Origin of the sequence: Sphingobium sp. TB-6, assembly GCF_012927365.1 — a bacterium.
Classification (GTDB): Bacteria; Pseudomonadota; Alphaproteobacteria; order Sphingomonadales; family Sphingomonadaceae; genus Sphingobium.
On the sequence record NZ_JABBGL010000012.1, the window covers coordinates 61797 to 83820 of the forward strand.

A 22024-nucleotide genomic window follows, 5' to 3' on the forward strand; every position below is an offset into this window, starting at 1 on the left:
ATGTCATCTCCTGAGACCGAAGATGCCTTTCCCCATAAGGGGTTTCCCAGCGGCTGGTTCCAGATCGCCTGGGCAGACGAACTTGCGGTCGGCGATGTCCGGCCGTTGCATTATTTCAACCGTGATCTCGTTCTTTATCGCGGCCGTAACGGATATCATGTGCTCGATGCCCATTGCCGGCATATGGGCGCGCATCTGGGCCACGGCGGGACAGTCGTGGGCGACAGCATTGTTTGCCCCTATCATGGATGGCGCTGGGGCGCTGATGGCCGCAATGAGCTGGTGCCGCTGGAAAAGAAGGCGACGGATCGCTGCCGGATGGGAGCCTGGGAAACCGTGGTTGCAAACCAGATCGTCTGGGTCTGGTTTGATGCGCAGGGGCGTCCTCCGCTTTTCGAAGGTCCAGTCGACCTGCCGGGCGTCGCGGAAGGCGAACGTTATAACGTCTATCCGCATTGCACGAAAAGTTGGCGCAAGGTGAAAACCCGTCCCCAATATATTCCGGAAAACAATGTCGATGTCGAACATCTGCGCTGGATCCACAAGGCCAAGGGACCGATCGAGACCACCCGCATCGAGATTGACGGGTATAAGATGCAGATCGCGAACAACATCACCTATGGCTTCGGCAAGAAATCGACCCGCTTGACCCCGGATGGTCCCATCGTGGTGGAGGTTGGGGCCGAGCTTTGGGGTATGGGTTTCCAATACACCTTCTTCCCTCAGCCCGATTCAGCCGTCAGCATCCAGGCGCAAACCCCGGTGGATGATGAGCATTGCGACATGTTCCAAACCGTTCTGGTAATGGGGGAGGATGATTTCAATCCCGTTGAGCCGCCAGAAGGCATGGCTGCAGCCAGGGTGAGGGAACAGTTCGTTCAGATCGAGCGGGATATTCCCATCTGGGAGAATATGAAATATATTGCCGATGCCTCTCTTTCTCCCCAAGAGGAAAAGGCGATGACTATTGTGCGCCATTGGGCTGAACGCTTTTATCCAGAAGATGCGTGATGCCCATGTGATCGTTCGTCGTTCCATAGCGCTCGCCTCTCCGGAAGCGGGCACTGTGACGGCATGGCTGGAGGATAATTTCCACCATTTCGGTGTCCTGTTGAAACATGATGCCGGTCGCGTCATAGATGTCGCAGCCGCGACAATCCGCTTTCCCTGGACGACCTGCGGCCATGCGGGAAGCCCGCTAAAGATGTTGGCCGGGCAGGCGCTGATAGGGCGGCCCGAAATGCTTGCGGCTTTGCTGCCGATGCAGCTTCAATGCACCCATCTGTTCGAGCTTGCAGCGCTTGCCATGGTGCATGCCGCGCATTCGGCCAGTGACCGACGATATGACATGGTCGTGCGCAAGGATGGGATTTTGCCGGGGCAGAATCGCGGTACATTGATGCGCGATGGCCAGGAGATATCGAGCATTAAGGTCGATGGCAGCATGATCCTTGGGCCAGCCGGCTATGCGGGCCGTGATCTTTACAAGGGCTTCCGCAAATGGCTGGCGGAATGTTCGGATGAAGAGGCCATGACGCTGTGGCTGTTGCGAAGATCGCTCTGGCTGGGCAAAGGGATGAGCCTTTTCAAGCCGCAGCCCGTCGCTGCCGCAACGGATATGGGAGCGGTGTGTTACAGCTATCAGCCGGAACAGCGCGATCATGCCTTTGCCGTGTCAGACTCGATCATCGACGTGACCGATCCGAATGTCCGGTTGCTTTCACGGTCGCCGGGCTTTTCCTGACAGCATTTCAGAGCGTCGGATCGGTAGCGATCCGGATCAACCGCTGACCGATATTGTTGCCTGCCAACATGCCAGCCATCGCCTCCCCGGCCTGATCCAGTCCCTCGACTATGTCGACCCCGGCCTTGATTTGACCGCTGGCCAGATAATCATGCATCTCGGCACGGAATTCCGCGAACCGATCATAATATTGCGTCGCCAGATAGCCATGGATGCTGAAACCGCGCCGCACCGTGACGAAGAGATTCGGGCCGGGCGGAGGCACGTCCAGGCCATATTCGGCCACCGTACCGGTGATCACGAAGCGCCCGAAGCGGCGCATCCGTTCCATGACGACCGCTTGAAGGGCTCCGCCGACATTGTCGAGATACATGTCGATTCCATCCGGCAATTCCCGGTCGATCGCCACATCGATATCGCCTGCGTGCCGGTCTATCGCGGCGTCATAGCCGAGCGTATCGACCAGATGCCGGCACTTGTCCGGCCCGCCTGCGATGCCGACGATCCGGGACGCTCCATAGACGCGGGCAAGCTGCCCGGCGATGCCGCCGACTGCGCCCGCCGCCGCCGATATCAGCACGGTATCGCCCGGTTTCACGGCGCCCAGCAATTTCATGCCGATCCACGCCGTGATGCCCTTCCCGCCCAGTGGACCAAGATAGTCCGTCAGGGCCGCGACAGCCGGATCGGCGCGCTGGGCCAACGGCCCCTGTTCTGCAGGCGCCCGAACGATGCTGTGCGTTTCCCAACCGCTCCAATGTGTCCAATAGTCGCCCTCCACAAATAGGGGCGAGCGTGACTGGATCACCCGGCCGAGCGAAAGGCCCGCGATCAGATCGCCAGGCCGGAAAGACGGGACATAATTTTCATATCGCCTGAGCCGTCGGCTTTGAGCCGGATCCACCGTGGCATAGATATTTTCGAAAAGCGCCTCTCCTTCCTCGAGCGGACGCAGCGGTTCCGACACCGCTGCAAAGGTGTTCGCGTCGATGGCTGCGTCAGGATAGTCCTTCAGAGTCATGCGCATCGTGTCCATGCGGCGCCCCTTTTGAATGGCGTTCAAGGAAGGAGGGGATCAAATCCGCCCCCTTATGCCCGTCAGTAACGGACAGTGAGTTGGAGCGCCACGGTGCGCGGCGGCGCTGGGAAGCCATATTGGTCGGCTGGCACCCCGGCTGCCGTTCCCGTGCCGGAACCAGTGCTCGGCGCGTCCTGCGCAGCATTGAGGATATAGCGGTTCGTCAGGTTCTTGCCGATCAGCGCGACCTGCCAGCGATCATTCTGCGCCCCCAGCCGCAAGGTGGCGTCCAGCGTTGCAAAAGATTTTTGCACGTCGACCGGATTGCCGAAGGGGCTGACCAGATAGCTGTCGCTGTAGCGAAGGTTGAGCAGCAGGCCCCCTTTCAGTGCCGACCCGATATCGGTTTCATAATCGACGCCCAGAGTTCCGCTCCATTTGGGCGCTAGCTGCGTATGCACGCCGTCCAGATTCTGATGAATGTAGGGAGTGGTTGCCGTGGGAGCCAGGCAACCCATGGTGGGTGTCTGACCCGCATAGCAGGGAGCGCCGGGAAAGTCGGTATATTTGGCATCGGTATAGGCCAGCGCGCCCCGGAGCGTCAGGCCAGGCACGGATCGCGGCGCCCATTCCCCGTCCAGCTCCAGACCTTGGGTGCGGGCGGTTCCCGCGTTGAACGTCACGAAGGTAGTGATGGCGGAGTTGAAGAAGTCGACCTGCAAATCCTTATAATCATAACGGAATGCAGTCAGGTTCAGCCGCACGCTGTTATCGAACAGCTTGCTGCGGATGCCGGCTTCGAATCCATCGACGGTTTCGGGACCGAAGGCGAGGTCGCCGACGGTGGTCGTGACGGTATTGAGGCCGCTGATCGAAAAGCCGCCCGATTTGTACCCGGTCTTGTAAGCGCCATAAACGGTCAGGCGCGGTGTGGGCTTCCAGGTCAGCGTAACTTCCGGCGAAAAATCGTCGAACTTTTGATGATGCACGAATTGCGAAAGCGGATTGGCGGGGTCGTACATCCGGTAAACCGCACGCAAATTGCGGTTTACATAAGGCATCCGGAACGTCGAATCCTTCGTTTCGCTCGTCAACCGGCCGCCGGCCGTCATCTGGAGGGTTGGCACGATGTCCCACAGCAACTGGCCGAACAGTGCGAAGGTTGCGCCATCGGTCTGCCCGACTTTGCGGACGGTCAGCGGCACCAGCGCCGGGTCGACGACGCTGGTGTCGATCGCATGGCCTGCCGCCGCCGTGCCGGGGAAAATGATGTCCTGCTGGAACTTCAGCTTCGACGCTTGATAATAAAGACCAAGGAGGAAGTTCACCGGTATTTTGAGGTCGGTCTGCGCACGGAATTCCGTCGAATAAGCCTCATATTCCGTTCCAGTGCCCGCATAAGTGCCACGATTGGCATTGGTTGTCGCATCCGATTTAAGGCTGAACTGGTTCTTGAAACTCTGATACCCGTTCACCCAATTGAAATTAACGATGTCGGTATCATATTTGACGGTGGCAGTCGCGGTGTAGGAACGGTAGTTGTCGTAAAGCTGACCGTTCTTCTTTCCGAGAAGCGGATTGGCGCTGACCAGATCGCCAGGAAGGTCGTCCCAATATCCTTTCCAATCCTTATCGCACTCGTTCCCAGGTTGCAGTTGTGAGCTGCCTCCGACCGGACAACGAAACAATTCGTTCAAGAAACCGGCTGATGTCGCGTTGCGATCACTCATGCCGCCTTTCAATGTGATCGTGAACCGATCGGTCGGCTGATATTTGAGCGTCCCTCGAATGTTGAGATTTTCCTCCATCGGACCGTATCGGGTCGATCGAGGCACAGTGTAGACCGTCTGCGCGCCGCCATTTGCGATATCGTTGACCTTGAAAGGTCCACCGGCCGCCTGGTTTTGCATATAGCCACGGCTCATGTCGCTCCAGCGCACCGCCAGGCGCGCGCCCAGCGTCTCGGACAACGGACCTGACACCACGCCTTCCAGATATTTTTCGCGAGTCCGGAATTCATAGCCTGCGCGGCCGATGATTTCGGTCTTTGACCCTGGATCGGCCGTGGTGAATGACAGGGCGCCGGCGGTCGAATTCTTTCCGAAGAACAGCGCCTGCGGTCCTTTCAGGATTTCGACCTGAGCCATGTCGAACAGCCCTTCATTCAGGATTCTGCCCTGGCCATAATAGACGCCATCAACATTGACCGAGACCGACTGTTCTATGCCGATGCTCGTGAAGTTTGATCCGATGCCGCGCAAGCTGAGATTCGCACCGCTGCCGGAACTGCCACGAGCGACGGTGAATTGCGGGACGGACGCCGCGACCTGCTCAATGGATCGGATGTTGCGGTTGACGAGGTCTTCGGACGACAGGGCGGTCACGGCCACTGGAATATTCTGGGCATTTTCCTGTCGTTTTCGGGCGGTGACGATGATTTCCCGCAGTCCGCCCTGATTTTCCGGGGCAGAGGCATCCTGCGTCGTCGGCTCTTGTGCCTGAGCCGGCGCGGCCGCCGACGCGGCTATGGCTATGAGGCTGGCGGTCAGGGCGTTCATCCGCGCGGTACGAAAACGGGTCATATCTGTCGGCATTCGCCTCTCTCCCTGTTCATTTGCAAGGCTGCTTGTGTCGTGCCTTTGTCTCTGCGGCCCAACCCTAACCAAAAAAAATGACTGGTCAATCATATATTCGTGATGTATCAAAGGGCATGTATATGGCTTTCCTGGCCCTCCGGTGAATGACGGGGGTTGTGAAAATTGACCTATATATATGATATATAATAATATATTTTATATTCAGGCTGGAATTTTTTCAGTTTCCTCGGCCTTTGAGGACATTTGAAAAAAACGAGGTCTAGAAAAAATATGAATGACCCATCATGATGATTCGGGAGTTTGGAGGGTGGTAGTGCCAAATGAAACAGGGCTGGTTCTATATGAGAACCTGGAGGACGGGATCGCCCGGATCACGCTCAACCGTCCATCTGCCGGCAATGCCCAGAATGTCGCGATGATCTATGCCTTGAACGAGGCGTTCATGCGCGCGGCGCGCGACAAGGCGGTTCGTTGCATCATATTGTGCGGAGCAGGGCGGCATTTTTCGACGGGACACGACCTCAAGGATCTCGCCCATGACGCGGTTGGCAGAGACTATGATCTGACTTCGACCTGGGGTGACGTGCAAACGGGCGACGTCGAAGGATGGTTGGGTTGGGAACATGAAACCTATCTGGACATGTGCCGCCGTTGGCGTTCGATCCCCAAGCCAGTCATCGCGCAGGTTCAGGGCGCCTGCATTGCCGGCGGGCTGATGCTTGCCTGGATTTGCGATATCATCGTGGCTGCCGAGGATGCCCTGTTTCAGGACCCGGTTGTCAATATAGGCGTTCTTGGCGTCGAATATTTTGCGCATGTCTGGGAATTGGGCGGTCGCAAGGCCAAGGAGCTGCTGTTTACGAGCGACAGCTGGGACGCCCGCCAGGCCCGCGAAATGGGGATGGTCAACCATGTCGTCCCGGCAGCCGATCTTGAGATGTTCGTCCACGACATGGCGCGCAAGATCGCGGCGAAGCCGACTTTGGCCATCAAACTTGCCAAGGAAGCGGTCAACGCTGCACTCGATATGCAGGGTCTGCAAAAATCCATCGATCTGGCCTTCGCCTATCATCAGCTCAATCACGCTGACAATCGCCTGCGGTTCGGTGGGCTTCTGAACCCCAACGGCATTCCCGAAACAGTTCTGCGCAAGGGCGGACTTAGCGAATTGGTGATCGGTGACGGTCGGGCGGAGAGTGCCTAGCGCTTTTGGAGCCGGGGTTGCCGCGTTGGAAATGTGATCGGGGAACAGGTTAAATGGAAATGGCGAAGGATCTTGCTGAATTCCGGGAGGAGGTCGCGGAGTTCTGCAAGACCGGACTTCCGGCGGACATCCGGTCGAAGGTGCTTCTGAACCAGCATCTGGATAAGACGGATTTCGTCCGGTGGATGCGCATTCTGCAAGAAAAAGATTGGCTGATTGGGCACTGGCCGCAGGAATATGGTGGTCTGGGCTGGTCGCGCCTCAAGCGCTGGGTGTTCGAAAACGAACTTTATCGGGCAGGGTCGCCCTGGCTGGCGCCGTTCGGGATCACCTATGTCGGTCCCGTTATCTACAGCTTCGGCAACGAGGCGCAGAAGCAGCGGTGGCTGGCGCCGACGGTCAGCCATGACATCTGGTGGGCGCAGGGCTATTCGGAGCGTGGGGCCGGATCGGATCTGGCGAATTTGCAGACGCGAGCGGTACGGGACGGAGATCATTACGTCGTGTCCGGCCACAAGATCTGGACATCCATGGCGCAGTGGGCGGACATGATGTTCACGCTGGTGCGGACCGATCCCGATGCGAAACCGCAGCGGGGCATATCTTTCCTTCTGATCGATCTCAAAAGCCCGGGCGTTTCGGTCCGGCCGATCAAGAGCATCAACCTGGTTGAGGATCTGAACGAAGTCTTCCTGGACGAAGTCCGGGTTCCGGTTGAAAATCTGGTGGGACAGGAAGGCGGCGGCTGGACCTATGCCAAATTCCTCCTCGACAATGAACGCCTGATCTCGGCAGAGGTGGGCAAGGCGCAGCGGCTGATGGCGCAGTTGCGTTTCTTTCTCTCCGAAATCCGACAAGGTTCGGTGGCGTTGGTGGAAACGCAGGCCTGGCGCCAGCGCCTGGGAGAGCTGGAGCTCAAACTCATGTGCCTGGTCAGCCTGTGCAGCCAGATGTTCTCGGAACTTGAAGCGGGCAACGATCCAGGCCTTTCCGCATCCATGCTCAAGATCGTCAGCGCCGAATTGCTTCAGGCGATTTCCGGTGCACATGTCGATGCCCTGTCCCAGGCCGGGCTTTCTTTCCAGGCTGAAGCGCTCGTTCCGGGGGATGCCGCGCCGCTCGTTGCGCCCAGAGGAGCTGCGGGGGCCGTAGGCGAATATCTGTTCGGCCGGGTTTATTCCATTTGGGGTGGGTCAAGCGAAGTGCAGAAAAATATCATCGCGAAGGCGGTGCTGGGGCTATGACCTATATGACAAATCTGGATGAGGAAGACCGGCGGCTGGTCGGGGCGACAGTCGAGCGGTTAGCCGAGCAATATTTCAGCATCGACCGATGCCGGTCGGGCAATCTCGTCTGCGGTCGCGAGGAATGGGCCGCTTTTGGCGAACAGGGTCTGTTCGCTATCGGTATCAGCCCTGAATATGGCGGCATTGGCGGCGGCGCGGCCGACCTTGCGATGGTCATGCGGCAGATAGGTTATAATCTTCTGCCAATGCCCTATATGGACAGCATCGTCCTGGGAGCTACGCTTGTCGCCAGGTTGGGTTCTGAAGACCTGAAGCGTACGTTGCTGCCAGCAATCGTTGCGGGCGAATTGCGCCTAGGTTTTGCCCATCGTGAGGCAAATTCGGGCGATATTTTCGATCATGTCGAGACGAGCGTCCGTGGTGGACGGTTGAGCGGGCAGAAGATTCACGTGATGGATGGCGGGATGGCCGCAAAGCTCATTGTGTCTGCGCGCGATGAACAGGGTGTTCTGGGTTTCTATCTGCTCGACCGGGACCAGCCGGGCGTGGCGTTTCAGCACTACCGGCTTATCGACAATCGCATGGCCAGTCGTGTCGTCCTGGCTGATGCGCAAGGCGAGGCGATCGGGGGCGAAGCGACGCCCGCTCTTGCCGTGCTTCACGATCTGGCTGCGATTTGCGCGGCTGCGGAGACGGTTGGGGCGATTGCCGGGTTGAACCGCGACACGTTGGATTATGCCAAGGTCCGCAAGCAGTTCGGGCAACCGATCGGCAGTTTCCAAGTGCTTCAGCACCGGCTGGTCGATATGTATATTGCCCAACAGATGGCGGCGGCCATGGTCGCCGACGCTTTGAAGGGTTTCGATGATTCCGTGTCCGATATGTCTGTGCGCATCTCTGCGGCCAAGGCGCAAGCCGACCGGTCCGGACGCCAGGTTGGCGAAAGCGCGATCCAGATTCATGGCGGCATGGGCATGACCGACGAATGTTCGGCCGGGCATTATCTTAAGCGCATTCTCGCCAATGGTTCGCAATTCGGAACGGCGGGATGGCATGTCACGCGCATTGCCCGGCACGCGCTCTGACGGGTCCGGTGTGTCAGATGCCCAATCCGTTGGTGACGAATGTCAGGTAGGTTTCGATCGTTTCCTTGACGAAATCGGGTTGAGCGGCGGTTTTATTGTCGATCCTGAACAGCAACGCGGTTCGCGCGTTCACGATCATGATTGCCAGCATATGCAACTGCTCATCGCTCGCGGAGGCGAAAGGTCCGCTCGTCAGCGTACGCTTGAACGAGCGGACATAGCTTTCGGCTATGCCGTCCAGCCAGCGGCGATATGCTTTGGGCGCAAACAATTGCGCCTCGTAGAGCACCCGGTTCATATAAGGATGGCTGGCGGTATAAGCGATATTGGCGGTGAAACCGAGCCGCTCGATTTCGATGGGGTCGGTTTCGTCTCCAATCGCCGCGGCGATGCTCGTCAGTATTTCGGCTCCCAACGTCGGCAATATCGTATCGAACAATTGCTGCTGCGATTTGAAATACAGGTAAAAGGTGCCATGAGCCATTCGCGCCTTGGCTGTCACTCGGGCGACGGAGCAGCCCACATAGCCATAGCGGCCGATGACGCGCGCAGCGGCATCCAGAATCTTGCGCCGCGTGGCGATCTGACGTTCCGCACGCCTTCCCGCGACCGTTTTCGTTTTTGTTCCGGCAGCCGTGCTTTCCGCCGCCGTTTCCGTAGCCTTACGCGCCATCTTGATCCTTTCGCTTGGCTGATCTCTACCGGGCGGCGCTTTCCTGAGCAAGCGTGCGAATGGCTATCGGATAATTCATCCGCCCACTGCGTTGAGGTGACCGCTCAAGCTTCATCCGTTGTGCGCACGGCAGGATAAAGGAGAAGGATGATGGATGATTCGGGAGTCATGCCGAGGCCTCGGGGCGGAATGCGCGTTGCCCCCTTCAACAAATGGCTCACGCTCCTGCTGTTGATGCTGGTCGGGCTGACCAATTACATGGATCGTCTCAGCATCTCGATCCTGCAAGTTCCCATCAAGGCGGAGCTGGGATTGAGCGATACCCAATTGGGTGCGATCACGGGCCTGTCCTTTTCGCTGGTCTATACATTGGCAGCGATACCGATTGCCCGCCTGGCCGATCGTCTTTCGCCCAAACGGGTCATTCTGGTCTGTCTGGCCGCGTGGAACGGGCTGACGATGCTGTGCGGTCTCGCCAACGGTTTCCTGGCGCTGGCCGTGCTGCGCATGGGCGTCGCGATCGGTGAAGCAGGTTGTTCTCCCGCTGCGCAGGCGTTGCTTTCGCATCAATTTCCCGCTCGCCAGCGCGGTCGTGCGATCGCGATCTGGCAGATGGTCTTCCCTCTGGGCACTTTGCTGGGAATATTTTCCAGCGGAATGTTGAGCGCCGCTTTGGGATGGCGGACGACCTTCGTCCTGCTGGGTGGCATAGGTCTGGCGGTGGTTCCGCTGATCCTTTTCTTCCTGCGGGACGAACCGCATGGAAAAGCGGACAGCGGACGCGCAATAGCCGTAGCATCGACCAGCATGACAGAGGCGCTCCAGGAAATATTGGGGTCCGGCGCTTATCGCCGGTTGCTGGCTGCGGGCTTTCTGGGCGCTATTCCATTGAATGCCGCGCTGAATTGGAATGCGCCATTTTACGGTCGCGTTTTTTTGCTGCCCATCGAACAGATCACCATCATCGTGGCTCTGATATCGGGCGTGGGCGGTGCGCTTGGCATGTTCGGTGGCGGATTTCTGAGCGATTTCTTGAGCCGAAGAGATGTCCGCTGGTATTGCTGGATGCCTGCGGCGGCCATGCTCGTCGTCCCCCTGATGGCGGCTTATCAATATCGTATCGCCGTGACGCCGATGCTTTCCCTGCCCGCGGGGATTGTCGGCGCCATCCTCCTCAATTGCTGGATTCCCCCTCAGGCAGCTATCGCACAATCGCTGGTGCAACCTTCGAATCGGGCTTTGGCCGCCGGCTGCATCGTGGTGACAGCAGGATTGGGGGGCGCTGCCGGGCCTTTTGCGACCGGAGTACTTAGCGACGCCCTTGTCGGGCATTTCAGTGGACCGGGCGATGCGTTGGCCTGGTCGCTGGCGATCATGTCCCTGACCAGCCTGCCTGCGGCCGTCCTGTTCCTGCTTGCCGGATCTCGGCTCAAGGCCGACATGGCGGCCTTTCAGAGCGGTCAGGAACGCGCTGTCGGGCCAGTAAATGATTAGACAGTCATTTTTTTCTACGCTATCCTCTGCTGTACAGGCGGGGTTTTGCCGGACTTGCCGCCATGGCCGATCCTGGCGAATTTCACCGGATGCACTTCGTTGAGGAACGCACGCGCATATGTCTGACCATCCCGTAACGCCGCTGGATGCCGTGATGTCACCTGCTCGGATCATGGCCCTTATGGGCGAAGTTGAAACTGCCGCCCTCATGGAGGCTGCGGGCGCTGTTGCGCTTGATGCGTTCGGGCCGATCGTCACCTATTCTCCCAAGGTCTTCATTCCGCTGACCCGCCTGTGCCGGGATGTCTGCCATTATTGCACCTTCGCCACGACGCCGAGGCGTATGGACAGTCCCTATCTCGAAATGGACGAGGTCTTGTCGATCGCGCGGGCGGGTGCCCGGCAGGGATGTCGCGAAGCCCTTTTCACATTGGGGGATCGCCCGGAGGATCGCTATGGCGCGGCCCGCTCATGGCTGACGGACCATGGCTATGACAGTACGCTGGCCTATGTGGCTGCGGCGGCCAGGGCGGTGTTCGAGGAGACGGGGCTGCTGCCGCACCTCAATCCGGGCATATTGTCGCCGGACGATTATGCGATGCTGCGCCCGCACGCGGCATCCATGGGATTGATGCTGGAAAGCAGTTCGGAGCGGCTGTGTGAGAAGGGCGGCCCGCATTTCGGGTCTCCCGACAAGAGGCCTGCTGTGCGACTGGCATCGATCGCGGCTGCCGGCGAAGCAAAAGTGCCTTTTACCAGCGGCATATTGATAGGCATCGGCGAAACGCGGTTCGAGCGGGTTGAGGCACTGTGCGCGTTGCGCGACCTTCATCTGCGCCATGACCATATCCAGGAGGTTATCGTCCAGAACTTCCGGGCCAAGCCGGGAACGCTGATGGCTGGCCATGCCGATGCGCCACTCGAAGAACTGCTTTGGAGCATTGCGGTCGCCCGCCTCATTCTGCCACGGGATGTCAGCATACAGGTGCCCCCCAATCTGCAACCCGATGCGCTGGAATCCCTGATCGCGGCAGGCATGAATGATTGGGGCGGCGTGTCGCCCGTGACCGCCGACCATGTCAATCCTGAAGCGCCATGGCCGCATCTGGCGACACTTGACGAGGCATCCGCCCGAGCGGGTCGGATATTGCGGCAGCGCCTTGCTATCGGGCCGCGCCATGCATCAGAACCAGGCAAATGGCTCGATCCGCGCCTTGCCCCTTCGGTTCGCCGGCAGGTGGACGGGCAAGGGCTGGTTCGCGCGGATGACTGGCATGCCGGATCCGGTCTCGCCGCGCCCGATCTGATCCTGGGGCAGCAGACTTCGCCGCGAATCTCCCGCATATTGGCGGGACTGGCCGGTGGGCAGGAACCGAGGCGGGAGGCTATCGCCACGTTGTTCACGGCCGATGGCGGCGATTTTTCCGCGGTCGTGCAAATGGCGGACAGGATACGGCAGGAGGCTGTCGGCAGCACGGTCACTCATGTCGTCAATCGCAACATCAACTATACCAATATATGCCTCTACAAATGCGGTTTCTGCGCCTTTTCCAAGGGCAGCACCAAGGCGCTGCGCGGACCGGCTTACCGGCTGGACCTGCCTGAAATCAGCCGCCGCGCGGTCGAGGCCGTCGAGCGCGGCGCGACGGAGGTCTGCCTGCAGGGCGGAATTCATCCCGACTATGACGGCGAAACCTATCTGGCGATCGTCGATGCCGTCAGGACCGCCGCGCCGTCGCTTCATATTCATGCCTTTTCAGCGCTGGAGGTTCATCACGGCGCGACGACGCTGGGTCTGCCGATCGAAGATTATCTGGCTCGGCTGAAGGCGGCGGGACTTTCGACCCTGCCGGGTACGGCGGCCGAAATTCTCGATCCGGATGTGCGGGCGATCATCGCGCCGGACAAGGTCACGGCCGATCAATGGATACAGATCATGCGTGCGGCGCATGGCGTGGGGCTACGCAGCACGGCGACCATCATGTTCGGTCATGTCGATAATTACACGCATTGGACGAGCCACTTGTTGCAGGTCCGGGCGTTGCAGCGGGAAACCGGCGGTTTTACCGAGTTCGTTCCGTTGCCTTTCGTGCATATGGAGGCACCCTTCTGGCGAAGGGGAGCAAGCCGGTCCGGTCCGACCTATCGCGAAGCCGTGCTGATGCATGCCGTTGCCCGTATCGTCCTGCACCCGCTTATTCCCAATATTCAGGTCAGTTGGGTTAAAATGGGTCCGGACGGCGCGGCTGCCATATTGGATGCAGGAGCGAACGACCTGGGCGGCGTGCTGATGGACGAATCCATTACGCGTGCGGCGGGCGGAGTGCATGGGCAATTGTTCGATCAGCCCGCCATGGCACGTCTTGCCCGCTCCATCGGCCGTCCGCTACGTCAGCGCACCACTCTTTATGATCTATTGCCGGAAGAAGCTGATCCTTCCGCTTCCCGTGAACATCAATTGGAGAGGACATGATTTTGAACAAGGATCAATGCATTGCGATCGTGGGCGGCACCGGCAGCCTGGGGAGCGCGATCGGCAGCCGGCTGGCCAAAGCGGGGCATCGCATCCTGATCGGTTCGCGTTCGGCCGCGAGTGCCGCCGCGGAAGCCGAACGGATCGGACATGGCGCCGAAGGCCTTGGCAATGCAGATGCCGCCGCGAGGGCGGACATCATATTGGTGACCGTGCCTTTCGCCGCGCAGGATGCGACGATGCGGGACATCGCGCCCTTCGTGGATGGAAAGATCGTCGTGGACACCACCGTTCCGCTGGTTCCGCCCCGCGTCATGCGCGTGCAGTTGCCCGAAGAAGGCAGCGCGGCATTGCGGGCGCAGGCGATACTGGGCGAAGGCGTCAGGCTGGTTTCGGCATTTCACAACGTCGCGGCACACAAGCTCGCACAAGATGTCGATGTGGGATGTGATGTACTGGTGTTCGGCGACGACAAGGAATCGCGCGCGGTTGTCGTCGCAATGGCCCATGCGATCGGGCTGCGGGGTCTGCATGCGGGTGCCCTCGCCAATTCCGCTGCGGCCGAGGCGATGACGTCGCTGCTGATCTTCATGAACAAGCATTATCGCGTCGATGGCGCAGGCATCAGGATCACCGGTGATCTGCAAATGGGCGAGGCCGGTTGAACCGAGGCACTATGGGAAAGGAAACGGCATGACCGATCGCATTCAGGAAATGCTCGACAGGAGCGATCTTCTCGAACTGGTGAACCGTTATGCGCGGGGGCTGGACCGCTGTGATGTCGATCAGCTCAAGGCGGTGTTCTTCGACGACGCAACGGTGAACATGATTTCCTTTTCGGGCAGTGCGCACGCCTTCGCCGAAACGACTCCGGCGGCCCTGCGCGTCCATGCGGTGACGACGTCGCATCTGACCTCCAACTGCCTGTTCGAGATCGCAGGCGATCGCGCGACGGGCGAATCCTATCTGATCTCAATCTCCGTGATGAAGGACGGAGACGCAAGCAAGCCGGCAATCCATGTCGGCCGTTATCTCGACCGGTTCGAACGGCGGAACGGCGAATGGAAGATTGCCTGTCGCACCATCATTATCGATCTGGAGGTGGCGGGATCCTTCCCGGCGGGCGTGCATGCCCTCATGCCGAAGAGCGATGAGCAACGGCACCCCGATGACGCCAGCTATTCGCTGCGAAGCTGGCTGACGGAAACGAGGGGGTGATGGCGCATAGTTTCTCAGGACAGACAGCGGTCATCACCGGCGGCGCCAGCGGTATTGGCGCGGCGCTGGCGCGCGCGGCTGCCAGCCGGGGCATGAATATGCTAATCGCCGATGTGGATGAGGCTGGATTGCGTGCCACCGCCGAAAGCTGCCCCTCGGTGGAGGTCCATATGATGCGGGTCGATGTCTCTGATGCTGCCGATGTGGAACGCATGGCCGACCAAGCCTATGCCCGGTTCGGAGTGGTCGATCTTCTGTGCAACAATGCCGGCATCGTTCCGGGAGGGCGCCACCGGGCGGTTTGGGAATATGAAGTTCAGGACTGGCATTGGGCGTTCGATGTCAATGTGCTGGGTATCGTCAACGGCCTACGCAGCTTTGTCCCTCGTATGCTGGAGGCGGACAGACCGGCGCATATCCTGAACACCACATCGGTCTCGGGCTTCATCAGCGGCGCAGGCTCTCCAGTCTATGGCGCCAGCAAGCATGCCGCCGTACGGGTGACAGAGGCGCTTTATGCCTCCCTGCTCGAGAGGGATGCGCCGATCGGTGTCAGCATGTTGTGTCCGGGATTGGTCAATACCCGGATATTCGAGACAGAGCGTGTGCGTCCCGCGCATCTGCGCAGCGCCGCCGCCGATATAGAAGAACCCGAAGCGCTCCGGTCGATTGCCGCTGGCGGTGCTGACCCCGAAACCGTTGCGCGTCAGGCATTTGAAGGGGTTGAAGCGAAACGCTTCTATATCTTCACGTCAGACAATTTCGATGAATCGATCGAAGCACGGACGCAAGCCATTTTGTCGCGAAGCAATCCGCAATTCGACGGCTTCACAGCGATGAGTCGCAGAGATGCCGAAAATCCGGTGAGCCGATATTGACCGATGAAGGGGGGCTCCCCGGCTGGAGTCCCCCCTTCATCGGTCAACCTGCCGTCTGTGGCGAATTGGGGCCGCCGGGATACAAGTCACCGTAAACGCCCAGCGTCATGCCGCCATCGACGGCTATTTCCGCGCCGCACAGATAAGATGCCTTGTCGGAAGCAAGGAACAGTGTCGTCTGTGCGATTTCGTCGGGGCGGCCGATGCGCTGGATCGGCTGTCCCTTGAAATATTGGTTCATGTCGTCTTCGCCGGCGCCGTCGGGATTGGCGAAGGGCGTGTTCACCCCGCCGGGGAAGATCGCGTTGACGCGCACGCCCTGCCAGCCCAATTCCATGGCGGCGGTTTTGCTCATGCCCCGTAATGCCCATTTGCTGGTCAGATAGGCGCCCGTTCCGTGCATCCCCCACAGCGCGGCGGTGGAACAGACATTGATGATGGAGCCGCGTTTCCGATCGATCATGACGGGCGAAACGGTCTTCATGCCCAGCCAGGCGCCCAGCACATTGACTTCCAGCAGACGAGAAAACTCTGCTTTCTTTACATCGTTGAGGGCAGATACCAGCAGGATCGCCGCATTGTTCACCAATATGTCGATGTGGCCCCACCGCTCGGTCGTGGCCGTCACCAGATTTTGCCAGTTGGATTCGTCCGTCACGTCCAGATGGACGAACTGTGCGGCATCGCCCAGTTCGGATGCCAGCGCATGGCCTTCCTCATCACGAACATCCGCGATGACGACGCGTGCGCCATTCTCCACGAACAGCCGGGCGGTAGCGGCGCCCTGGCCCCTGGCGCCGCCGGTGACGATGGCGACCCGTCCTTCCAGATCGGCGCTCATGCCATTTCCTCCATCCGCTTTTGCGAGGCGCGGCTCGTCAGGCCGACGGGCGGATCCACCAGCCGGGCGACCGACTGGTGGAAATGCTGCAATGCGGCCTCGTTGCGGCCCAGGCGGTAGATTCTGCCGTGCCCATTTTCTGCCGCATGCTGGATGCCGTAATCCAGCACATAATCCTCTTCCTGGGTGATGCGCTTGTAGCTCGCCTCCCAGGATTTCGCCTCCGCGATCGTCTCGGACGTCGGGACGTTGCGGGACAGCAAGGTCTGGACGGCCGTGCTTTCGTCGGGCCGCAGACCGGGATAGAGCCGGGTAATGAGCGGCCAGTCGCCCCAGCAGGTCGAAATCATGGTGTTGGGAAACATGTAATAGACGGTGGCGAACGCCGCTGGCGGATTCCATTCCTCTTCGGGCAATGCGCGCTGGCGATGGATTTCAACATCGGGCAACAGGATGCGCGAATGCATGCCCCACATGTCCGTCACGTTGATGTCGCCCATGAAAGTGGGCAGGCTTTCGTTGTGAACGCTCGCGAAATGGTAGTTTTCGATGAAGCCGTCCTTGCAGAATTTCCAGTTTGGCCCCTTGAAATCATGGCTCCACACATGATGCATATGGGCAAGGCCGACCTGTTCCAGTTCCGCGCCATAATCGCCCAGGAAATCGTCCAGGTCGAAGGGCGCGTCCGGGTCCAGCACGCCGAAGATCAGGCCATGGCGTTCCTCGACCCGGATAGGGGTCAGACCCATTTCGCCCTTGGCGCATTCGCCAAACAGCCGTTCGGACGTCACGCCGACCAGCTTGCCTTCCGTCGTGTAGGTCCAGCTATGGTAAGGACAGGAAAAGCGCGGAGCCTTGCCCCGGCCGGAAACGACCGGCGCGCCGCGATGGGAGCAGGCATTATAGAAGGCGTGGGGTTGCCCCTTGCCGTCGCGGGTCACGACGATGCGGAAGCCGGGCACATTGTCCAGCGCGACATAGCTGTTGGGTTCGGCTATCTCGCAGCTTAAAGCCAGGACGATGGGACTTTTGTGGAACAGCCGGTCGACCTCCCGCTTCCAATATTCCTCGTCCAGATAATAAGCGGAGGGCAATTCCATGATCGAATCGGCCATGGTGCAGGTCTTGGCTTCGACATTGCCGATCAGGCGCTTCATTGCCTCGATCATGACGGAACGGTCGGGTGACATCCTATTCTCCCAGGCTGTGGGGCGCGCTGATCGGGCGCCTTGCTGTTATGTCCATTATGCGCGACGGCGCATAAACTTCAACACAAATGATTATCCAGTCATATTTTTGAAATGCCTTAGCCGTCGCCCGCCCCGATAATGTCTGCGGCCAGCCAGCCCAGAGCCATGGCTGGCGCGTTCATATTGCCTGACGGGAGGCTTGGCGTCGCCGGGCAGTCCGTTACGCGCAGATGGTCGACGCCGCGCTTGCCGATGCTTTTGGATACTGGCTGCGAAGCGGTCGTTGCCGCTGCGATATAATCATATCACAGCCTGATCGAAATGCTCCCCCTTCAGCATGAGTCGTAAGCCCGGCCCGCTCATTTTGTGCATCGGAAAAATGGATATCAATAATGACGTTCAATTCATAATTTTCTATCCATGTTGCGGATATGCATCTTGAAACCCTCGCTTTCATATTGTGTTACGGCTTTAGGAAATTTAATAATATGTTGATATATATAGATATTTATAAATAGACAGGATTTCGGCCTCATTTTTCGATGGTGAATGGCCCAGGCGAATTGTTGAATTTTGATGACTGAGTAATCATTTTTGTTGTTCTTTTTCGATCGGGGGGTTATGGTTGCGACATAACGAAGGGGCGTTGGCGGCGGATCGCTCGCACGGCCGCTTGAGGGAGCAGGATCATGTTATTTCTGGAAGACAATCGGACTGTCCATGCATCGTCGGTGAAATGGGGAGCCGCGCTGGCGACGGTTCTGGCTGTTGCGGTGCTGGCGCCCGGTCAGGCCTTGGCCCAGACGGAGAAGCAAACGGCGGTCGAGGGTGGGCTCCAGGATATCGTCGTGACCGCGCGCAAGCGCGTTGAAACGACCCAGGATGCGCCGGTCGCGATCAATGCGTTCAGCGCAGAGCAGATCGATCGCGCTGACCTGACCAGTCTGGAAAAGGTGGCGGCTTCGACGCCCAACTTTTCCGTGGGGCGCGCATCCAACGGTTCGGGCGCGCAGCTCAACATGCGCGGCATCGGTTCGTCCTCGACCTCGATTGGTATCGAGCAGTCCATCGCGGTGGTCGTGGACGGCGTTTATTACGGGCAGGGCCGCATCATCAATGAAGGCTTTTTCGACCTGGCCAGGGTAGAAGTGCTGAAAGGGCCGCAAGCGCTCTTTTTCGGGAAGAACGCCACGGCTGGCGTGGTGTCGATCACCACGGCGAAGCCCACCTCCAGTTTCGAGGCCATGGCAAGGGCTTCCTACGAATTTGCGGGTCAGAATCTGTTGGGTGAAGGCTATGTGTCCGGTCCGCTCACCGACACGCTGGGTTATCGCGTGGCTTTGCGGGCGTCCAAAATTTATGGGGGCTATTTCGAAAACCGCGCAGGCTCGATCAATTATGTGACGACCGATGCGGGCGCTGCCGGTTTTCCGACCTCCGTTCATACCGCGGCACCAGCTGTTCGGGATGCGCCGGGCGGCAACGAAATTCTCGGCCGCGCCACGTTGCAATGGGATCCATCGGATCGTCTGACCGCGACGCTCACCGGCAGCACGACGATCAGCAAGATCGGCAATTCATCCTATAATTATGTTGCCTATGCCTGTCCCGGCGGCGTCAGTTCGCTTTTCGCGCCCGGCCAGACGCCACCGGCCTGTGAGCGCGACTTTGTGAACTATCACAATAATCTGCCCGCAGACATCGCCAAGGTATTTCCTTTTGCCGAATCGGATGGCGGTCTGGACAATCGCTACCGCTCTTATTCTCTGACCGGCAATATCGAATATCGGTTGGAAGATGTAACGCTTACATCGGTCACCAACTATAATTACAACCGGACCCGGTATAGCTGCGATTGCGATTTTCAGTCAGCGGATCTCACTGGAACCTGGACCACGGAAAAAAATAACTGGAAGGCATTTTCACAGGAATTGCGCGTCCTCACCAGCTTCGATTCGCCGGTCAACCTGATGGTCGGCGGCCTTTACCAGAGCACGCGCCGCAATTTCGATCAGACCATTGCCTTTGCGGGCGCCGAAAACTCGGCGGCCAGCACGGCTAACCGTTTCGTCGCCATGTCGAAAAATTCCCATACGAAGGGGGAGACGGTTGCGCTGTTCGGGCAGGTGATCTGGTCTGTCCTGCCGAGCGTGGAAGCCAGCGCAGGCGTGCGTTACTCGCATGAAACGAAGAAAAGCTATTTCGTGCATCCCTATGTCAATCCGTTCTTCGCCGGGCTCTGGCTGCCCAATGTCCGGATCGACGCCGACCAGACGTTCAACGACTGGTCGCCGGAAGCGACCGTGCGGTGGAAACCCAGTGACGATGTCACCATCTACGGTGCCTACAAGACCGCATATAAATCCGGCGGCTTTTCCAACAGTGCGATCCTGGGCGCGCAGACGACGGTCAACGATCTCGCTTTCAATCCCGAAAAGGCGGCAGGGTTCGAAGGCGGCATCAAAACGAAGCTGTTTGACAATCAATTGCGCTTCGACGTCGGGCTATTCCGGTACACATACAAGAATTTGCAGGTCGATTTCTTCAACTCGCCGACCTTCGCCTTCATCACGCTCAATGCCGGCTCCGTGATCACCAAGGGTGTCGAACTGGACCTGGAATATGCGCCCCGCGCGTTGCCCGGTCTCAATCTGCGCGGTAGCCTCTATTACGACAAGGCGCGCTACCGCAATTTCCTGGCGCCCTGTTATGCAGGACAAACGCCGGCGCAAGGCTGTACGCTTATCGGCAATGGCGGCTCGCCCTTCCAGGATCTGTCGGGCAAGCCAACCTCGGTCGCGCCGAAATGGACCGGCGTCATCGGCGCATCCTACGACACGTCGCTGGGCAATGGCATGAAGCTGGGATTGTCGGCAGAGGGGCGCTATTCCAGCAGCTACCTGGCGTCGGCCTTCGCCAATGCGTTGTCGCGGCAGCCCAGATACATGACGCTGGACGCGTCCGCCCGGATCGGAACCGCCGATGATCGTCTGGAACTCGCCCTGATCGGCAAGAACCTGACCAACCGTTTCTACGTGACGGGTGCGTTCGACGCACCCGCAACGGGCAGCGGAACGGGCACGGCAGCGGGCGTTCCCGCGGACCAACTGGGTTTCGTGAACATGCCGCGCACCGTTACCTTGCAGTTGACTTTCCGTTATTGATCGAACGGCATGAATGTGTTGGGCAGGAGTCGATGATGAAATTGGAACAATCCACCAAGGTCCACCATATGAAGCGCCTGATCGACATGGTCGATCGCGGTTCCTGCACCATGGCGGAAGCTCCTCTGGAATTGCCGGCTTCGCTCTATCTCGATCCCGAATATTGGGAGAGGGAGGTTAAGGAACTGTTCCATCGCCGTCCGATCGTCCTGGCGCTGAGTTGTGAATTGCCCCAGCCCAATAGCTATGTCAGCCTCGACAATGTGCCGGGCTTCCGGATTCTTGCGACGCGCGATGGGGATGGCGTAGCCCATGCCTTTTTCAACGCCTGCCGCCATCGAGGGGCTCCAGTGGCGTCGGGACGGGGCAAGGGCGCCCGCTTTTCCTGTCCCTATCATGGCTGGACCTATTCGGCGAAGGGCGATCTCGTCGGGCTGACCGCCGAAAAGCTGTTCGGTCCCTGTTCCAAGGAGAATATGGGCCTGACCGAAATCCGCGTCCAGGAACGGCACGGCCTCATCTTTGGCGTGCTGGACCCGGACGCGCCCTTCGACCTGGACGATTTCCTGGGCGATTATGGTGCGGAACTGGAGCAGATCGGGCTTGCCGACATGAGCTTCATGTGGAGTCACAGTTTCGCGGGGCCGAACTGGAAGTTCTGCAAAGACGGCTTCATCGAGAATTATCACTTTGCTTCGGTGCATGGGAAAAGCCTGCCGACCTTGATCGGCAATGCGAACGTCACGGATATATGGGACATCCATTCCCGCATGCTGCTGCCCGACAAGGCGATCCATCAGGAACGTCAGCGTCCGGAAGAAGAATGGGACGTTGCCGCCGCCTTCGCCACTGTCTATTATATGTTCCCCAACACCATGATTGCCAGTTGCTGGGGGGACTGGCCGCTGGTGACGCGGCTATATCCCGGTCTGCAGCCTGATCAGACCACATGCGTCCAGACTCTGTTGACGCGCCGCGAACCGACTGAGGAAGTGTTGGCCGAGGCCAAAGGTTTCGAGGCGACGTACAAGCAGATCACGCAGAATGAGGATTTCGTGCTGGATTATGCGATCCAGCATGCATCCGAGAATAATGGCGGAAAATCATTCCTGCTGGGGCGCAATGAATATGCCCTGCAGCATTTCCATCAGTCCATCGCCCGCTTCGTCGACCCGCCGGCGCGAAAATAATCGCGGCA

At 59.1% G+C, this 22024-nt stretch carries 18 protein-coding genes; 12 read left to right on the forward strand and 6 right to left on the reverse strand.

Annotation, left to right across the window (positions count from 1 at the left end; all coding sequences use genetic code 11):
• Positions 1 to 1011, forward strand: coding sequence for a Rieske 2Fe-2S domain-containing protein (locus HHL26_RS16440; RefSeq protein ID WP_087573588.1), 1011 nt, complete (start codon positions 1 to 3; stop codon positions 1009 to 1011).
• Positions 1004 to 1744: a DUF2889 domain-containing protein gene (locus tag HHL26_RS16445; RefSeq protein ID WP_087573587.1), complete on the forward strand. Its 741-nt coding sequence runs from the start codon at positions 1004 to 1006 to the stop codon at positions 1742 to 1744. Before HHL26_RS16440 ends, HHL26_RS16445 begins: the two co-directional genes overlap by 8 nt.
• Positions 1745 to 1751: 7 nt before the next feature.
• Here the strand turns inward: HHL26_RS16445 and HHL26_RS16450 are convergent, their stop codons facing one another.
• Both HHL26_RS16450 and HHL26_RS16455 read right to left on the reverse strand, forming a co-directional pair.
• The gene (locus HHL26_RS16450; protein ID WP_087573586.1) at positions 1752 to 2780 is read right to left on the reverse strand and encodes an NADP-dependent oxidoreductase; all 1029 of its coding nucleotides are present in this window, start codon (positions 2778 to 2780) and stop codon (positions 1752 to 1754) included.
• Positions 2781 to 2842: 62 nt separating this feature from the next.
• On the reverse strand, positions 2843 to 5356 hold the full coding sequence (locus HHL26_RS16455) for a TonB-dependent receptor (RefSeq protein WP_169576198.1): 2514 nt from the start codon (positions 5354 to 5356) through the stop codon (positions 2843 to 2845).
• Between the two features lie 316 nt (positions 5357 to 5672).
• On the opposite strand from HHL26_RS16455, the gene HHL26_RS16460 reads away from it, so the two are divergent.
• Genes HHL26_RS16460 through HHL26_RS16470 form a run of 3 tightly spaced genes read left to right on the forward strand, consistent with a single transcriptional unit; the run spans position 5673 to position 8895 of the window.
• The gene (locus HHL26_RS16460; RefSeq protein ID WP_346765593.1) at positions 5673 to 6563 is read left to right on the forward strand and encodes an enoyl-CoA hydratase; all 891 of its coding nucleotides are present in this window, start codon (positions 5673 to 5675) and stop codon (positions 6561 to 6563) included.
• A gap of 53 nt (positions 6564 to 6616) precedes the next feature.
• The gene (locus tag HHL26_RS16465; protein ID WP_169576200.1) at positions 6617 to 7807 is read left to right on the forward strand and encodes an acyl-CoA dehydrogenase family protein; all 1191 of its coding nucleotides are present in this window, start codon (positions 6617 to 6619) and stop codon (positions 7805 to 7807) included.
• Positions 7804 to 8895, forward strand: a complete 1092-nt coding sequence (locus HHL26_RS16470; protein WP_169576201.1) for an acyl-CoA dehydrogenase family protein — start codon at positions 7804 to 7806, stop codon at positions 8893 to 8895. Before HHL26_RS16465 ends, HHL26_RS16470 begins: the two co-directional genes overlap by 4 nt.
• A 13-nt stretch (positions 8896 to 8908) precedes the next feature.
• Here HHL26_RS16470 and HHL26_RS16475 read toward each other — a convergent pair whose 3' ends face one another.
• On the reverse strand, positions 8909 to 9568 hold the full coding sequence (locus HHL26_RS16475; protein ID WP_087573581.1) for a TetR/AcrR family transcriptional regulator: 660 nt from the start codon (positions 9566 to 9568) through the stop codon (positions 8909 to 8911).
• 189 nt (positions 9569 to 9757) lie between these two features.
• Here HHL26_RS16475 and HHL26_RS16480 point away from each other — a divergent pair, with 189 nt between their 5' ends.
• The 5 genes from HHL26_RS16480 to HHL26_RS16500 all read left to right on the forward strand — a co-directional run bounded on the left by HHL26_RS16480 (position 9758) and on the right by HHL26_RS16500 (position 15631).
• Positions 9758 to 11062 (forward strand): MFS transporter, encoded by a 1305-nt coding sequence (locus HHL26_RS16480; RefSeq protein WP_169576202.1) that lies wholly within the window; start codon positions 9758 to 9760, stop codon positions 11060 to 11062.
• A gap of 118 nt (positions 11063 to 11180) precedes the next feature.
• On the forward strand, positions 11181 to 13535 hold the full coding sequence (gene cofH / locus HHL26_RS16485) for a 5-amino-6-(D-ribitylamino)uracil--L-tyrosine 4-hydroxyphenyl transferase CofH (protein WP_169576203.1): 2355 nt from the start codon (positions 11181 to 11183) through the stop codon (positions 13533 to 13535).
• Positions 13532 to 14200, forward strand: a complete 669-nt coding sequence (gene npdG, locus HHL26_RS16490; protein WP_169576204.1) for an NADPH-dependent F420 reductase — start codon at positions 13532 to 13534, stop codon at positions 14198 to 14200. The genes cofH and npdG overlap by 4 nt, the downstream gene beginning before the upstream one ends.
• Before the next feature lie 28 nt (positions 14201 to 14228).
• Positions 14229 to 14753 carry a nuclear transport factor 2 family protein gene (locus HHL26_RS16495; RefSeq protein WP_169576205.1) on the forward strand — a complete coding sequence of 175 codons (525 nt, stop codon included), beginning with the start codon at positions 14229 to 14231 and terminating at the stop codon, positions 14751 to 14753.
• Positions 14753 to 15631: an SDR family NAD(P)-dependent oxidoreductase gene (locus HHL26_RS16500; protein ID WP_087573577.1), complete on the forward strand. Its 879-nt coding sequence runs from the start codon at positions 14753 to 14755 to the stop codon at positions 15629 to 15631. Before HHL26_RS16495 ends, HHL26_RS16500 begins: the two co-directional genes overlap by 1 nt.
• Before the next feature lie 43 nt (positions 15632 to 15674).
• Here the strand turns inward: HHL26_RS16500 and HHL26_RS16505 are convergent, their stop codons facing one another.
• From HHL26_RS16505 to HHL26_RS24605, 3 genes are all read right to left on the reverse strand, one after another.
• Complete coding sequence (locus HHL26_RS16505) at positions 15675 to 16472, reverse strand: glucose 1-dehydrogenase (protein WP_087573576.1); 798 nt, start codon at positions 16470 to 16472, stop codon at positions 15675 to 15677.
• The gene (locus HHL26_RS16510) at positions 16469 to 17662 is read right to left on the reverse strand and encodes an aromatic ring-hydroxylating dioxygenase subunit alpha (RefSeq protein WP_169576206.1); all 1194 of its coding nucleotides are present in this window, start codon (positions 17660 to 17662) and stop codon (positions 16469 to 16471) included. Before HHL26_RS16510 ends, HHL26_RS16505 begins: the two co-directional genes overlap by 4 nt.
• A 116-nt stretch (positions 17663 to 17778) precedes the next feature.
• On the reverse strand, positions 17779 to 17958 hold the full coding sequence (locus HHL26_RS24605; RefSeq protein WP_346765594.1) for a GMC oxidoreductase: 180 nt from the start codon (positions 17956 to 17958) through the stop codon (positions 17779 to 17781).
• Between the two features lie 393 nt (positions 17959 to 18351).
• Between HHL26_RS24605 and HHL26_RS16515 the strand changes: the two genes are divergently transcribed.
• Together HHL26_RS16515 and HHL26_RS16520 are read left to right on the forward strand one after the other, a co-directional pair.
• Positions 18352 to 20826 carry a TonB-dependent receptor gene (locus HHL26_RS16515; protein ID WP_169576207.1) on the forward strand — a complete coding sequence of 825 codons (2475 nt, stop codon included), beginning with the start codon at positions 18352 to 18354 and terminating at the stop codon, positions 20824 to 20826.
• A 32-nt stretch (positions 20827 to 20858) separates the two neighbouring features.
• Positions 20859 to 22016 (forward strand): aromatic ring-hydroxylating dioxygenase subunit alpha, encoded by a 1158-nt coding sequence (locus tag HHL26_RS16520; protein ID WP_169576208.1) that lies wholly within the window; start codon positions 20859 to 20861, stop codon positions 22014 to 22016.
• Positions 22017 to 22024 lie beyond the last annotated feature (8 nt).